At 68.9% G+C, this 14,823-nt stretch carries 14 protein-coding genes; 7 read left to right on the forward strand and 7 right to left on the reverse strand.

Annotated elements, in window-relative coordinates; all coding sequences use genetic code 11:
* Positions 1 to 218: 218 nt before the first annotated feature.
* Together CEK68_RS06930 and CEK68_RS06935 are read right to left on the reverse strand one after the other, a co-directional pair.
* On the reverse strand, positions 219 to 1,913 hold the full coding sequence (locus tag CEK68_RS06930) for a proline--tRNA ligase (RefSeq protein WP_043093279.1): 1,695 nt from the start codon (positions 1,911 to 1,913) through the stop codon (positions 219 to 221).
* Between the two features lie 100 nt (positions 1,914 to 2,013).
* A complete protein-coding gene (locus CEK68_RS06935) occupies positions 2,014 to 2,406 on the reverse strand; it encodes a DUF4124 domain-containing protein (protein ID WP_043093277.1) in 393 nt (130 codons plus the stop codon).
* Between the two features lie 77 nt (positions 2,407 to 2,483).
* On the opposite strand from CEK68_RS06935, the gene pssA reads away from it, so the two are divergent.
* From pssA to CEK68_RS06955, 4 genes are all read left to right on the forward strand, one after another.
* On the forward strand, positions 2,484 to 3,260 hold the full coding sequence (pssA, locus tag CEK68_RS06940) for a CDP-diacylglycerol--serine O-phosphatidyltransferase (RefSeq protein WP_010340188.1): 777 nt from the start codon (positions 2,484 to 2,486) through the stop codon (positions 3,258 to 3,260).
* Between the two features lie 14 nt (positions 3,261 to 3,274).
* Positions 3,275 to 3,751 (forward strand): alanine acetyltransferase, encoded by a 477-nt coding sequence (locus CEK68_RS06945; RefSeq protein ID WP_193314128.1) that lies wholly within the window; start codon positions 3,275 to 3,277, stop codon positions 3,749 to 3,751.
* A complete protein-coding gene (gene rimI / locus CEK68_RS06950) occupies positions 3,748 to 4,236 on the forward strand; it encodes a ribosomal protein S18-alanine N-acetyltransferase (protein WP_017907927.1) in 489 nt (162 codons plus the stop codon). The genes CEK68_RS06945 and rimI overlap by 4 nt, the downstream gene beginning before the upstream one ends.
* A 616-nt stretch (positions 4,237 to 4,852) precedes the next feature.
* Positions 4,853 to 6,007 carry a pectate lyase gene (locus tag CEK68_RS06955; RefSeq protein WP_017916640.1) on the forward strand — a complete coding sequence of 385 codons (1,155 nt, stop codon included), beginning with the start codon at positions 4,853 to 4,855 and terminating at the stop codon, positions 6,005 to 6,007.
* An 87-nt stretch (positions 6,008 to 6,094) separates the two neighbouring features.
* Here the strand turns inward: CEK68_RS06955 and CEK68_RS06960 are convergent, their stop codons facing one another.
* The 4 genes from CEK68_RS06960 to CEK68_RS06975 all read right to left on the reverse strand — a co-directional run bounded on the left by CEK68_RS06960 (position 6,095) and on the right by CEK68_RS06975 (position 11,700).
* Positions 6,095 to 6,547: an isoprenylcysteine carboxylmethyltransferase family protein gene (locus CEK68_RS06960; protein ID WP_152238958.1), complete on the reverse strand. Its 453-nt coding sequence runs from the start codon at positions 6,545 to 6,547 to the stop codon at positions 6,095 to 6,097.
* Between the two features lie 19 nt (positions 6,548 to 6,566).
* Positions 6,567 to 9,566, reverse strand: a complete 3,000-nt coding sequence (locus CEK68_RS06965; protein ID WP_152238959.1) for a valine--tRNA ligase — start codon at positions 9,564 to 9,566, stop codon at positions 6,567 to 6,569.
* 115 nt (positions 9,567 to 9,681) lie between these two features.
* Positions 9,682 to 10,107, reverse strand: a complete 426-nt coding sequence (locus tag CEK68_RS06970; protein WP_152238960.1) for a DNA polymerase III subunit chi — start codon at positions 10,105 to 10,107, stop codon at positions 9,682 to 9,684.
* Between the two features lie 111 nt (positions 10,108 to 10,218).
* Entirely contained in the window at positions 10,219 to 11,700 is a 1,482-nt protein-coding gene (locus CEK68_RS06975; protein WP_152238961.1) for a leucyl aminopeptidase, read from the reverse strand.
* Positions 11,701 to 11,807: 107 nt separating this feature from the next.
* On the opposite strand from CEK68_RS06975, the gene lptF reads away from it, so the two are divergent.
* From lptF to CEK68_RS06990, 3 genes are read left to right on the forward strand one after another with little or no spacing between them, the layout of a single operon-like run.
* On the forward strand, positions 11,808 to 12,893 hold the full coding sequence (gene lptF, locus CEK68_RS06980; RefSeq protein WP_152238962.1) for an LPS export ABC transporter permease LptF: 1,086 nt from the start codon (positions 11,808 to 11,810) through the stop codon (positions 12,891 to 12,893).
* The gene (lptG, locus tag CEK68_RS06985) at positions 12,890 to 13,996 is read left to right on the forward strand and encodes an LPS export ABC transporter permease LptG (protein ID WP_152238963.1); all 1,107 of its coding nucleotides are present in this window, start codon (positions 12,890 to 12,892) and stop codon (positions 13,994 to 13,996) included. The genes lptF and lptG overlap by 4 nt, the downstream gene beginning before the upstream one ends.
* Before the next feature lie 29 nt (positions 13,997 to 14,025).
* Complete coding sequence (locus CEK68_RS06990; protein WP_226977797.1) at positions 14,026 to 14,331, forward strand: hypothetical protein; 306 nt, start codon at positions 14,026 to 14,028, stop codon at positions 14,329 to 14,331.
* Between the two features lie 309 nt (positions 14,332 to 14,640).
* Here CEK68_RS06990 and CEK68_RS06995 read toward each other — a convergent pair.
* Positions 14,641 to 14,823: RDD family protein (locus CEK68_RS06995; RefSeq protein ID WP_193314127.1), on the reverse strand; the 183-nt coding region annotated here is incomplete at its 5' end.

Consider the following 14,823-nt stretch of genomic DNA (forward strand, 5'->3'; position numbering starts at 1 on the left):
ATTCCCTGGCTAGCGCAGGATCATAATGATGCTTTATCGGATTGACAAATACCCTGCTTAATTCGCGGCGGGTATTTTCGGTCGCAATGCCGTGGGAATATGTCCTTATGGATCCCTGGCGGCCGTAATCAATTGAAAACAGACCGCTCTGGTTTCCCTCATAAGGCGTGACGGCGGCGTAAAGAAAAAGGGCCGGGATATCCTCCCGGCCCCTTTCGTCACGCCTGCAGGCGTGCCAGCAAGGCGGTTCGATCCAGGTGTTCGGCATCGCCGCCGCTGCGCGCGCGATATTCGAAGGTGCCGGCGGCCAGGCCCCGCTCCGAGACCACCACCCGGTGCGGAACGCCGATCAATTCGATATCGGCGAACATCGCGCCGGGGCGCAGGCCGCGGTCGTCCAGCACCGCATCCAGCCCGGTTTGCTGCAGCTCCGACAGCAATGCCTCGCCGGCGGCGTCGACCGCCGGGTCGCGCTTGGGATTGATCACGCACACCGCCACCGTCCACGGCGCCATCGGCTGCGGCCAGCGGATGCCGGCGTCGTCGTGGTTCTGCTCGATCGCCGCAGCGACGATGCGGGAAATGCCGATGCCGTAGCAGCCCATCGCCAGCGTCACGGTCTTGCCGTTCTCGTCCACCACGGTGGCGTCCAGCGCCTGCGCGTACTGGCGGCCGAGCTGGAACACATGGCCGACCTCGATACCGCGGGCCAGGCGGATCTCGCCGCCGTCGTGGGCGCGCTCGCCCTCGACCACGTTGCGCAGGTCGGCGACGGCGTCCGGTTCCGGCAGGTCGCGGCCCCAGTTGACCCCGGCCAGGTGGAAGCCGCGTTCGTTGGCGCCGACGACGAAGTCGGCCAGCGCCGCCACGTCGCGGTCGGCGACCACGCGGATCGGCTGGCGCGGACCCAGCGGGCCGAGGAAGCCCGGCTCGCTGCCCAGGTGCGCGAGGATCTCGGCCTCGCTGGCCATGCGGTAGCCGGCCAGGCCGGCGACCTTGCCCAGCTTGATCTCGTTGACCGTGTGATCGCCGCGCACCAGCGCCAGCACGAAGGTCTCGCCGGCCATCACCGCCACCGACTTGACCGTGCGCTGCAGCGGCAGGCCGAGCAGCTCGGCCACCGCCTCGCAGGTCTTCTGGGTGGGCGTGGCGACCTTGCGCAGCTCCTCGCCGGCAGCCGGGCGCGGGGCCGGGGCCGCGGCGACGGCGGCTTCGACGTTGGCCGCGTAGTCCGAGCCGGTGGAGAACGCCAGCGAATCCTCGCCGGAGGCGGCCAGCACGTGGAATTCCTGCGAGGCGTCGCCGCCGATGTCGCCGGAATCGGCCTGCACCGCGCGGAACTGCAGTCCCAGGCGGGTGAAGATGCGGGTGTAGGCCGCCTTCATGTTCTCGTACTCGCGCGCCAGGTCCTCGTCGCTGATGTGGAACGAGTAGGCGTCCTTCATCAGGAACTCGCGCGCGCGCATCACCCCGAAGCGCGGGCGGATCTCGTCGCGGAACTTGGTCTGGATCTGGTAGAAGTTGACCGGCAACTGCTTGTAGCTGCTCAGCTCCTGCCGCGCGAAGTCGGCGGCGGCCTCTTCGGCGGTCGGGCTGTAGCAATAGTCCTGTTCCTTGCGGTCCTGCATGCGCAGCATCAGCCCGCCGAACTTGCTCCAGCGCCCGGTGGCATCCCACAGCTCGCGCGGCTGGATGGTCGGGAACAGCACTTCCACCGCGCCGGCGCGGTTCATTTCCTCGCGCACCACCGCTTCCACCTTGCGCAGCACGCGCAGGCCCAGCGGCGACCAGGTATACAGGCCGGAGGCGAGCTTGCGGATCATGCCCGCGCGCAGCATCAACTGGTGGCTGACCAGTTCGGCGTCGGCCGGGGTTTCCTTGGTGGTGTGCAGGTGGAACTGGGAAAGGCGCATCGAGGGGCTTCGCAGACGGCGGGTCGCCCATTTTGCCAGTCATTGCCGGCGCTGCGGGCATCGCCCGCGGCCGGCCGCGTGCGTTCGGGGCGCGTTCGGCTTACTTGGCGGGTACGGCGGCCGGGGTGCAGTAGGCCTTGATCGCGGCCTCGGCCAGGGCCTTCTGCGCGCCGCGCTGGGATTCGTCCAGTTCCCCGTCCGGCTTGCCGTCGCCATCGCTGTCGGTGGTGATCTTGCCGGGCTTGTCGAGGATGTCCAGGTTCTTGCGCGCGGTCAGGCACCTGGCGTTCTCGGCCGGGGCCGCCTCGGGCGTCTCGGTCGGGGCATCGCCACGGGTGTCCACCTTGCGCACCTGGTACTTGCCGCCGGGGGGCGGGGTCTCGGCATAGTGGGTGACGCCCTGCGCGTCCTTCCATTGGTACAGGGTGGTGGCGCCGAGCATGCCGCTGACGGCGAGCAGGGGCAGGCAGCAAAACCGGGGCAGGGCGCGCATCTCGGTCTCCAGGGCGCGGCGGGAGCGCCGATTGCAGCACCCGCCGACGGGCCTGGCAAGTCGATTAGACTGGCGGGATGGACCCATCCCGACCGCCCCCCCGTTCGCGCACCATCTACCTGCTGCCGAACCTGTTCACCACCGCCGGCCTGTTCTCCGGTTTCTACGCCATCATCGCCGCCGCCAACGGCCAGTTCGTGCACGCCAGCGTGGCGGTGTTCGTGGCCGCGGTGATGGACGGGCTGGACGGGCGCGTGGCGCGGCTGACCGGCACCAGCAGCGAATTCGGCGTGCAGTACGACTCGCTGGCCGACCTGGTCAGCTTCGGCATGGCGCCGGCGCTGGTGATGTACCACTGGTCGTTGTCGGCGCTGAAGTTCGATGGCGGCATGCTCGGCCGGGTCGGCTGGTCGGCGGCGTTCCTGTACGCGGCCTGCGCCGCGCTGCGCCTGGCCCGCTTCAACACCCAGGTCGGCACGGTCGACAAGCGCTGGTTCGTGGGCCTGGCCAGCCCGGCCGCGGCCGGGCTGATGATGGCCTTCGTGTGGTCCTTCGCCGACGGCTCGCTGGGCTGGGACGGCGAACAGCTGCGCTACGTGGCGCTGGGCCTGACCGTGACCGCGGCGCTGCTGATGGTCAGCCGCATCCGCTTCTGGAGCTTCAAGGGCAGTGGCGAGAAGGGCCCGCGCACCGACCGCGTGCCGTTCCTGATGCTGGTGCTGGCGCCGATCGTGCTGGCAGTGCTGGTCATCGACCTGGCCCGGGCGCTGCTGGCGATCGGCGTGCTGTACGCGCTGTCCGGGCCGTGCCTGTGGCTGTGGCGGCGTTGGCGCAAGGTGCCGGACGCGGCATGAGCGAGCCCGCGTCCATGCATGCGCCGTTGTGGTCGGCCGAACAGGTCGGCTGGCTGCAGGCGCTGGGTCACACCGTGTATGTGGATGCCGCGGCCGTGGTCGAGCCCGAGCCCGTCCCGTCGCCGGCGACCGAGCCGGCGACGCCGGTGCAGCGCGCGCCATCGGCATCGGCGGCGCCGCGTGGCGGCCATGCCGCCGACATGCCGGCCGGCGACGCACCGGAGCGGCGGCGGGCATCCGCGCCCCCGGCACCGGCGGTGCAGCCGGATTCCGTGCGTGCGGCGCCCGCGGCAGGGGCGCGCCGGGTCGGGCTGCGCCTGCCCGACCGTCTGCAGATCGCCCTGCTGCGCGCCTCCGGACTCAACCCCAACGATCCGGCCACGCAGGCGCTGATGGCGACCTGGCCGCTGGACGAACTGCGCGGCAATGCGGCGGCCAAGCGCGCGCTGTGGCCGCAGTTGCGCGCGCTGCGCAAGCGGGCGCCGCGATGAGTGCGCTGGGCTCGGCATCGGCGCCCACGGCCACGCTGCGCGCCTTGCGCGAGGCCGATCTGGACGCGGTGATGGAGATCGAGCGCCGCGCCTATCCGTTCCCCTGGACCCGCGGCATCTTCCGCGACTGCCTGCAGGCCGGTTACCCGGGCTGGGTGCTGGTGGAGGAGGGCACGATCGTCGGCTACGGCGTGATCAGCGTCGCTGCCGACGAGGCGCACATCCTCAACGTCTGTGTGGCGCCCGAGCGGCAGTCGCGCGGCTACGGCCGGCTGCTGCTGCGCGCGCTGATCAAGTACGGCGTCGATCTCGGCGCGCGCCGGGTGTTTCTGGAAGTGCGGCCGTCCAATCCCAATGCGATCGCCCTGTACCACAGCGAAGGCTTCAACGAGATCGGCCGGCGCCCGCGCTACTACCCGGCCGCTAACGGCCGCGAGGACGCGCTGGTGATGGCGATCGAGCTGTTCTTCGACGGCATGTCCTGAGCTCCTGCGCGTCCGCCGCGGGCGGCGTGCGGTTTCGTTCGAGTGCTGCCGCCTGGATGCGGAAGGCGGTGGCGCAAGCGCCGGGGTAGGTGATACCGGCCTACTCCCGCCCGGCGCGGCGGCACTGCGCCGCATGCGTCCCCCAACCTGATCCTGGCAATGCCGCTGCAGGCGGTCGGCGGTGGCGCCGGCAGTGTTCGTTGTGGCAATCGCACCTGCGTGCTGCGTGTCGATGGGCGAGGCCCGGCGGCTGCCACCTGCCGTTTGCGGCTTTCGGTGTTTTTGCGCTGTCGCAGGCGGCTTCCGCAATGTCGCCTTCTGTCGGTGGGACAGCGTTGTTGTCCCGCAGCGATGGTGCCGCGTCGCCCTGGCGCGCGCAGGCGATTCGTGCGACGTGGTTCACACATTGTGCGGTTGGATCGCGCGTTTCTCCAACGCCTCTTTACACGTGCCACGCGCTGCCTACAGTGCGCGCCTCTTCGGCGCCTGCCTCCCACGAAGGCATGACCCGCAGTTGTCCGAGGGGACAGCGATCGCGCAGGCGTCGCCGTGCATTCCGCTGCTGCGGAGCGCGCGCGCCTGCGTCCAAATCACGCACGCTCACGAGGTTTCCAGGATGACCACGCAGTCCCTCATCGCTTCATCGCCACGCTCGCCGCTGCGCACGTTCGGCCTGGCCCTGTGCCTGGCCGGCCTGGCCGGCGCCGCCCATGCCGACGCCAGCCTGGAGGTCGCCAGCACCGGCTGGGCCACGCAGAACGGCGGCACCAAGGGCGGTTCCAAGGCCGCCGCGGCCGACGTCTACAGCGTCAGCACCGCGGCGCAGCTGAAGGCCGCGCTGAAGGCCAGTGCCGGCAGCAACGGCCGCATCATCAAGGTCAACGGCATCATCGACATCAGCGAAGGCACGCCGTACAGCACCACCGCGGACATGAAGAGCCGCGCGCGCCTGGACGTGCCCACCAAGACCACGCTGATCGGCGTCGGCAGCAACGCCGAGATCCGCGAGGGCTACTTCTACGTCAAGGCCAACGACGTGATCGTGCGCAACCTGACCATCGAGAATCCATGGGATCCGCAACCGGTGTGGGATCCGAACGACGGCAGCGCCGGCAACTGGAACTCCGAATACGACGGCATGACCATCGAGGGCGCCAGCAACGTGTGGGTGGACCACGTGACCTTCACCGACGGCCGCCGCACCGACGACCAGAACGGCACCGCCAACGGCCGCCCCAAGCAGCACCACGACGGCGCGCTGGACATCAAGAAAGGCGCCAACTACGTCACCGTGTCGTACTCGGTGTTCAAGTCGCACGAGAAGAACAACCTGATCGGCTCCAGCGACAGCGCCTCCAGCACCGACAGCGGCAAGCTCAAGGTGACCATCCACAACACCCTGTTCGAGAACATCTCCGCGCGCGCGCCGCGGGTGCGCTTCGGCCAGGTGCACCTGTACAACAACTACCACGTGGGCAGCACCAGCAATTCGGTGTATCCGTTCTCCTACGCGCACGGCGTCGGCAAGGAATCGAAGATCTTCTCCGAGAACAACGTCTTCGACATCAGCGGCGTGAGCAGCTGCGACAAGATCGCGGCCGACTACGGCGGCAGCGTCTACCGCGATTTCGGCTCGCTGCTCAACGGCCAGGCGCTGACCTGTTCCTGGAACAACAACATCGGCTGGACCCCGCCGTACACCTATTCGCTGTTGCCGGCGAACAAGGTGGCGGCGGACGTCAAGGCCAAGGCCGGCGCCGGCAAGCTGTAAGGGCATCGGTGCGCTGCCGCCCGGAGGTCGGGCGGCAGCGTGAACCGCGAAGAGCGCGGGTATCGTGCCTGGCGCGCAACACGGGTTCTACAGCCAGCGGCGCACGCGCCGGCAGTAGTCGACATAGGTGGCGCCGAAGCGCGCCTGCAACGCCGCTTCCTCGCTCGGAATCTGTACGCGATCGACATACAGCAGGTAACTTGCCAGGGCCACGACCGCAGCCGGATGGCCAAGCCACAACAGCCAGCCCAGCAGCATCATCGCGTGACCCACGTACATCGGATTGCGCGAATACCGATGCAGTCCGGACTGCACCAGCGCACTGGCGCGCTGCGGCTGCAGCGGGTTCACCGTGGTGCCGGCGCGGCGGAAGTGCCGTTTCGGTGCCACGTTGGCGATCACGCCGGCCACGATCAGCGCCGCGCCGAGCGCGCGTTGGCCCGGCACCAGCAAGGTGAGCGCGGGCCACGCGCGCGCTGCGACCCAGGCGCCTGCGGCGCCCATCAACACCAGCAACGGCGGCGGCACGCGCCAGTGCATGCGCGTGCCGCCAGTCTGGCTACAGCTTGGCGCGCTGCGCGCGCAGACCGTCGAGTTGCGCGCTCCAGTCGGCCAGGCGCTGGCGTTCCTGCTCGACTACCGCGGGCGGCACCTTGTCGGTGAACTTGCCCAGCTTGGCCTCGCTCTTGTCCTTCTCGGACGCGACACGGGCGATCTCCTTGTCCAGGCGCAGGCGTTCGGCATCCAGGTCGACCAGGCCTTCCAGCGGCACCAGCAGCGTCAGTTCGCCGACGATCGCGGTGGCCGCGGCCGGCGACGGCGCGCCGTCGTCCAGCCACTGGATGGACTCCAGCTTGAGCAGGAAGCGCAGCTGCGCGGCGAAACGTTCGATTCGCGCGCGGTCTTCTGCCTGGCCACCCTGCAGCAGCAGCGGCACCTGCCGCGACGGCGCCACCTGCAGTTCGCTGCGCACGCGGCGCAGCGCCGACACCATCGCCTTCAGCCATTCCACGTCGGCCGCGGCGCCGGTGTAGGCGGTCACGTCCATCGACGCCGCCTCCGGGTACGGCTGCAGCGAGATGGTCGGTGCGGCGATGCCCAGGCGCGGCGCCACCTGCTGCCACAGCTCCTCGGTGAGGAACGGGGTCAGCGGGTGCAGCAGGCGCAGCAGGGTTTCCAGCACGTGCAGCAGGGTGTGGCGGGTGCTGTCGGCAGCCGCCGCGTTGTCGCCGCTCAGCGCCGGCTTGGCCAGTTCCAGGAACCAGTCGCAGAACTCGTTCCAGGCGAATTCGTACAGGCATTGCGCCAGCAGGTCGAAACGGTACGCGGCGAACTGCGCCTGCGCCTCGGCCGTGACCGCCTGCAACCGCAGCAGGATCCACTTCTCGGCATCGGTGGCCGGTGCAAGCGAGGCTGAACCGGCATTCGAAGCGGTGTCCGCGTGGTTCGCCACCTGGGCGCGTGGCGACGCGTTCGTGATGGTCGCTGCGTCCACATCTTCCTGGCGCGTGTTCATCAGCACGAACCGGCTGGCATTCCACAGCTTGTTGCAGAAGTTCTTGTAGCCCTCGGCGCGGCCCAGGTCGAACTTGATCTCGCGGCCGTGGCCGGCCAGCGCGGCGATGGTGAAGCGCAGCGCGTCGGCGCCGTGGGCGATGATGCCGTTCGGGAATTCCTTGCGGGTGGCCTTCTCGATCTTGGGGGCGTCCTGCGGCTTCATCAGTCCGGTGGTGCGCTTGGCGACCAGGGCCTCGATGTCGATGCCGTCGATGATGTCCAGCGGATCGAGCACGTTGCCCTTGGACTTGGACATCTTCTGGCCTTGCCCGTCGCGGATCAGGCCGGTGATGTAGACGTGGCGGAACGGCACCTTGCCGGTGAAGCTGTCGGTGGCCATGATCATGCGCGCCACCCAGAAGAAGATGATGTCGAAGCCGGTGACCAGCACGCTCGACGGCAGGTAGCGGTCGAAGCCGCGCTCGGCCATCGCCTGCGGATCCGGCCAGCCCATGGTCGAGAACGGCCACAGCTGCGAGGAGAACCAGGTTTCCAGCACGTCGCTGTCCTGGTGCAGGGCGACGTCGGCGCCGAGGCCGGCCTTGGCACGCGCGTCGGCCTCGTCGCGGCCGACGTAGTACTTGCCCGTGTCGTCGAACCAGGCCGGAATGCGATGGCCCCACCACAGCTGGCGGCTGATGCACCAGTCCTGGATGTTCTCCATCCAGTGGCGGTAGGTGTTGATCCAGTTCGGCGGCACGAACTGGATCTGCCCGGACTCGACCAGCTCCAGGCCACGCTTGGCCAGCGCGTCCATCTTCACGAACCACTGGTCGGTGAGGTACGGCTCGATCACCTGGCCGGTGCGGTCGCCGCGCGGCACCTGCAGCTTGTGCGGCTTGGTCTCGACCAGGATGCCGAGGTCTTCGAGGTCGGCCAGCACGGCCTTGCGTGCGTCGAAGCGGTCCAGACCGCGGTACTTGGCTGGAATACGTTCGGGGCTGAAGAGGTCATCGGGGATGAGCACGCCGCTACCGGACGGATCGTTTTTCGACAGCTCGGCGCTGATTTCTGCATGGCTCTCTGGTGCACCGATGATCTTTGCGTCCTTGGTCAGGATGTTGATCATCGGCAACCCATGCCGCACGCCGACCTGGTAGTCGTTGAAGTCGTGCGCCGGCGTCACCTTGACCACGCCGGTGCCGAACGCGCGATCGACGTAGTCGTCGCCGATCACCGGCACGCGGCGGCCGGTCAGCGGCAGCGTCACCGTCTTGCCGATCAGGTGCGCGTAGCGCGCATCCTCCGGGTGCACCATCACCGCGGTATCGCCGAGCAGGGTCTCCGGGCGGGTGGTGGCGACCACCAGGTAGTCGCGGGTCTCGCGCAGGGTCTCGTTGCCGTCGGCGTCGTGCTCGACGTGTTCGTAGCTGGCGCCGTCGTCCAGTGTGTAGGCGATCGACCACAGGAAGCCGTCTTCCTCGACGTTCTCCACTTCCAGGTCGGAGATCGCGGTCTTCAGCACCGGGTCCCAGTTGACCAGGCGCTGGCCGCGGTAGATCAGGCCCTGTTCGTGCCAGCGCACGAAGGCCTCGATCACCGCCGCCGACGGCTGCGGATCCATGGTGAAGGTGCTGCGCGACCAGTCGGCCGAGGTGCCGAGGCGGCGCATCTGCCGCTCAATGGTGTCGCCGGAATGCTGCTTCCACTCCCAGACCTTGGCGATGAAGCCGTCGCGGCCCAGCGAATCGCGGGTCTCGCCCTTGCCTTCCAGGGTCAGGTTGCGCGACACCACCATCTCGGTGGCGATGCCGGCGTGGTCGCTGCCGACCTGCCACAGCGTGTCGAAGCCGCGCATGCGGTGGTAGCGCACCAGCGCATCCATCAGCGTCTGCTGGAAGGCGTGGCCCATGTGCAGCGTGCCGGTCACGTTCGGTGGCGGCAGCAGCACGGTGTACGGCGTGCCTTTCCCGGACGGCACGAAGTAACCGGACGCTTCCCATTGCGCGTACAGGCGCGATTCGAAGGAGGTGGGATCGTAGCTGGAGGCGAGGGTGGTCATGGGCTGGGAATCGGGAATCGGGAATGGGGAATCGATGGAGCGCAGAGCAGGGGCCGCCTCAATGCGGCGCTTGGAGAAACGATTCCCGATTCTCCATTCCCGATTCTCCGCTTCATCACATATCGTGCTTGCTGACCGCGTAGCCCTGGGCCTTGTACTGCTTCCAGCGCTCGCGCAGCGGGTCGCGCGCGGATGGGTCGGCCGGCACGACTTCCAGGACGCGGTCGCAGGCGCCCAGGTAGGGCGTATCGCGCAGGTTGATCACCAGCGGTCGCTGCGGCGCGTCGACGCCGGGCGGGACGATCAGCACCTGCGCCTCTTCCTCGTCGGCATCGGCGTCGGCGATCTGGTGCGGGATGTAGGCGTCGGCATCGAACGCCCACAGCAACTCGTCCAGCTCCTCGGCCTGGGCCATGTCGCGCGCCAGCACCAGCGTCCACAGGTTGGCGTCGTTGGCCTTGCGCGCCAGCTCGCACACCAGCCGCAGCGGTTCGTTGAGGAACCGCGGCTTGGCGATCAGGTAGAAGTCGGCGCGCATCAGGGCTGGGAGTGGGGAATGGGGAATAGGGAATGGGAACAGCGGGTGGCGGCGCGTGCGCCGCCTCCGGTTGGGTCAGACAGGGCGCTTTTCACGATTCCCGATTCCCGGTTCTCAATTCCCGGCCGCAACGCGGTCGAGCAACCACTGCGACAGCAGCCCCACCGGGCGGCCGGTGGCCATGCCGCGCTTGCCTTCGTCGCTGGCGACGCCGGCGATGTCCAGGTGCGCCCAGCGTTGGCCTTCGGTGAAGCGCGACAGGAAGCAGCCGGCGGTGATCGCGCCGGCCCAGCGGCCGCCGATGTTGTAGACGTCGGCGAAGCTGGAATCCAGCAGGCCCTGGTACTCGTCCCACAGAGGCAGGCGCCAGGCGCGGTCGAACACGTGCTCGCCGGCGGCCAGCAGTTCGGCGGCCAGGTCGTCGTGCTTGCTCATCAGGCCGGCGGTCTGGTGGCCGAGGGCGACCATGCAGGCGCCGGTGAGGGTGGCCACGTCGATCAGTGCCGCTGGCTTGAAGCGTTCGGCGTAGGTCAGCGCATCGCACAGGATCAGGCGGCCCTCGGCGTCGGTGTTGCCGACCTCGATGGTCTTGCCGGACATGCTGGTGATCACGTCCGACGGGCGATAGGCGTTGCCGTCGATCGCGTTCTCCACCGCCGGCACCACCACCACCAGGTTCAGCGGCAGGCGCGCGGTCGCGGCGGCGACGAAGGTGCCGATGACGTTGGCGCCGCCGCACATGTCGTACTTCATCTCCTCGATGCCGCCCTGGGTCTTCAGGTTGACGCCGCCGGTGTCGAAGGTGATGCCCTTGCCGACCAGCACGTAGGGCTGGGCGTCGCCGCCGCCATGCCACTTCAGCACCAGCAGGCGCGGGCGGTTGGCCGAGCCGCGCGCCACCGCCAGCAGCGAGCCCATGCCCAGTTCCTGCATCTGCGTCTCGTCGAGGATCTCGGCCTCGGCGCCGTCCACGCCCTGGGCGAAGGCGGCCGCGGTCTCGGCCAGGTAGGCCGGGGTGCACAGGTTCGGCGGCAGGTTGCCGAGTTCGCGGGCGAATTTCACGCCGGCGGCGATCGCCTCGCCCTGGGCCAGCGCGGTGGCGTCGTCGCCGTGCACGGCCAGGCGGGCGAGGCCGCTGTCGTCGGGCTTCTTCTTGCCGAGGGTGGCGGTGTAGCGGTAGCAGGCGTGGTCGCTGGCGATCACCGCCTGGCGGATCGCCCAGGCGCGGTCGCGGCCCTTGACCTCCAGTTCGCTCAGGGTCAGCAGGGCGCTGGCCACCGGCCCGCTCTTGAGCGCACGCGCGGCGTCGCCGACCGCCTTCAGGTATTGCGGCACGCCGAACTTGGCGGCGTCGCCCAGGCCCACGGCCAGCACCCGCGGCGCGCTCACGCCCGGCAGGTCGTGGAGCAGGGCGGTGGCGCCGGTCTTGCCGCTGACGTCGCCGCGCTCGGCCAGGGCGGTCAGGCGTCCGCCGCTGGCCGTGTCCAGGGCCTGGGCGGCCGGGGACAGGCGCTTGTCGGCGAACACGCCGACGACGATGCAATCGAACGCCGCGGTGGCCGGGGCGTCGTGGTTCAGGGTGAATTCCAGGGCCATTGATCAGATTCCGTTGGCAAATCCGTACAATCGCGGACTCTTTACCCCCAGTCGGATAGGCTGGGTCCGCCGCGAACGAATCCGAGAGTTTAAATCAACCCACCCCCATGCCGAAGCTCGATCGATACCTGCTGCGCGATTTCGTCCAGAGCTTCTCGGCCACCCTGATCGTGCTGCTGGTGGTCAGCGTCGGTGGTGTGCTGGTGGACATCCTGGGCAACATCGCCGATGGCCGCATCCCGGCCAAGTTGTTGTTTTCACAGCTGGGCCTGCAGTTCGTGGTGTACCTGCCGCTGATCCTGCCGCTGGCGCTGATGCTGGGCCTGCTGCTGGCGCTGGCGCGGCTGTACCGCGACTCGGAAATGGCGGTGATCACCGCCATCGGCGTGGGCCCGCGGCGCCTGCTGCGGCCGATCCTGATGCTGGTGATCCCGGTGGTGACCCTGGTCGGCATGTGCTCGCTGTGGCTAGGCCCCTGGGCCGACCGTACCTCCGACCGGCTGATCGACGAGGCCAACCACAGCCTGCTGATGGCCGGGCTGGAGGCCGGGCGCTTCACCCCGCTGTCCGACGGCGGCATCGTCTACATCAGCACTCTATCCGGGGACGGCACCAAGCTCAGCAAGGTGTTCATGCAGCGGCAGAAGGACGGCCGCCTGGACGTGGTCACCGCGCAGCGCGGCGCCATGTTCTTCGAGGGCAAGGCCGACCGCTACCTGCGCCTGGAGGACGGCTACCGGGTCGAGGGGCCGCTGGCCGGCGACGGGCTGGATTACCGGATGATGCGCTTCGTCAGCAACGACGTGGCGCTGCCCGACCGCAACGCCGCGCGCAAGGACGATGACCCCGAACTGCTGCCCACCGCCAGGCTGATCGGCGATCCGCGCCCGCAGGCCAACGCGCAACTGCATGCGCGCCTGGCGCCGCCGCTGCTGGCGCTGGCCTTCGCGCTGCTGACCCTGCCGCTGTCGCGCAGCTCGCCGCGGCAGCAGCGCTATGGCCGGATCATGCTGGCGTTCCTGGCCTACCTGGTCGGCACCAACCTGATGTTCCTCGGCACCCAGTGGCTGAGCACCGAGAAGCTGCCGCGCGCGCTCGGCCTGTGGTGGCTGACGCTGCCGTTGCTGACGCTGGCGGTGTGGATGTACCTGCGCGATGGCCGGCTGTCGCGGCCGCGGAGGCAGCCGGCATGAGGCTGCGTCCGAACCTGCACGATATGTACGTGGGCCGCGCCGTGCTCGGCACGGTGCTGCTGACCTGGGCGGTGCTGCTGGGCCTGGACGTGATCATGGCCCTGTCCAACGAGTTCAAGGTCATCGGCACCGGCAGCTACAGCCTGGGCCATGCCGCCGCGTTCGTGGCCTACACGGTGCCGCGCCGCGCCTACACCCTGTTCCCCACCGGCGCGGTGATCGGCGTGCTGATGGGCCTGGGCCAGCTTGCGGCCACCTCCGAACTGACCGCGCTACGCGCGCTGGGTCTGTCGCGGCGCCGGCTGAGCCTGGCCGCGGCCTCGACCATGGCGGTGCTGACCGTGGTCATGGTGGTCAACGGCGAGACCCTGGCGCCATGGGCGCAGAACCAGGCCGACGCGATCAAGGCCAACGCCAAGTACAACGGCGACATGAGCATGGCGCGCTATTCCGGGCTGTGGGCGCGCGAGGGCAACACCTTCCTCAATGCCCAGGCCGGCGAAGAGCACCTGGAGGACGGCGGCGGCACCTGGCTGGAGCTGCGCGACGTGCGCCTGTACACGCTGGACGAGAACGGCCGGCTGGCGTCGCTGACCCATGCCGCCATCGCCGAGCACCGGCACAACGGCTGGACGCTCAAGCAGGCCTACCGCGACACCTTCGCCGAACGCTCGGTGCAGCGCGAGAAGTTCGACAGCCTGCCGTGGCAATCGCAGCTGGATGCGGCGGCGCTGGCCTCGGGCCTGGCCAAGCCGCGCAACCTGTCGGCGCGCGACCTGCACACCAGCATCGAGTACCGCCGCCGCAATGGCCTGGACGCGCGCGACTATGAGGACCAGTACTGGAGCCGCTGGTTCTATCCGCTGAACGTGCTGGCGCTGTGCTTCGCCGCGATCCCGTTCGCGTTCGGCGCGCTGCGCAGCGGCGGCATGGGCAAGCGCCTGTTCCTGGGCATCCTGTTCGCCCTGGTGTTCTGGCTGCTGCAGCTGTTCTTCGGACGCATGGCCGGCGCCCTGAAGTTCGACTACCGCATCGCCTACGCCTTGCCGCCGCTGGTGATGCTGACCGTGTCCTGGTTGCTGTTTCGCAAACGCAGCAGTTAGCGATGCGGCGTCCGAGCACCACTGGCCTGGTGTTCTGCCTGTTGTATGCGGCGGTGATCGTTGGCTGCCGCTGGATGGCGAGCAATCTGCAGGTCGATGGCCATCTCCAGGCAGGGTTGCGGCAATTGCCGTTCGTTCCAATCACCCTTCCGCTGGCGATGCTCGACCTGTTGCCATGGTTGGAGCGGTTGCCGAGGGTCGTCGCATACGCGCTGGTGCTGCTGCCCATGTTCTGGGCGAGCTACTGGCTGGGTCGGTCCTTGGAGCGGTGGATCGGTGGTGTGGTCGCCTCGCGCAGGGCCGCATCGGCGCGCAGGCATGCTGATGGGGGGTGATGCTGTTCGGCGTTCTCGCCAGTGCTCGCCGGTCGGCGTCGATGTCGTGCTGGATTCGCCATGCGCGCTTCCGTTCGACGATGCGTCCAACGACATGAGATAGGTGCCGCTGGCCCTGTCGTGCCGCGCCGCAGTGGTCCCGATGTGGCAGGAGTGGTTGGCGCGCCGCCGCGCGCCCGTGCGCTGCGTTCAGGGCTTGGCTTTTGGTAATCGCGTTAAACAGGTGCGGCTGGCACGGTCGTGCCGCGCCGCAGTGGTCCCGATGTGGCAGGAGTGGTCGGCGCGCCGCCGCGCGCCTGTGTGCTGCGGTCAGGGCTTGGCTTTGGGCAATCGTGTCAGATAGGTGCCGCTGGCCCTGTCGTGCCACGTCAACCGCTCCCGATCAAAAAGCGCCCACCAGAACCCCAGCCCGCCCAGCAGCAACGATACCGTGCCGACCAGATAGCGCCGCCACAGCGCGCCCCAGCCTGGCGCGTTGCCGTCGGCGCCGTG

Origin of the sequence: Xanthomonas sp. LMG 12461, from assembly GCF_009192935.1 — a bacterium.
Classification (GTDB): domain Bacteria; phylum Pseudomonadota; class Gammaproteobacteria; order Xanthomonadales; family Xanthomonadaceae; genus Xanthomonas_A; species Xanthomonas_A sontii.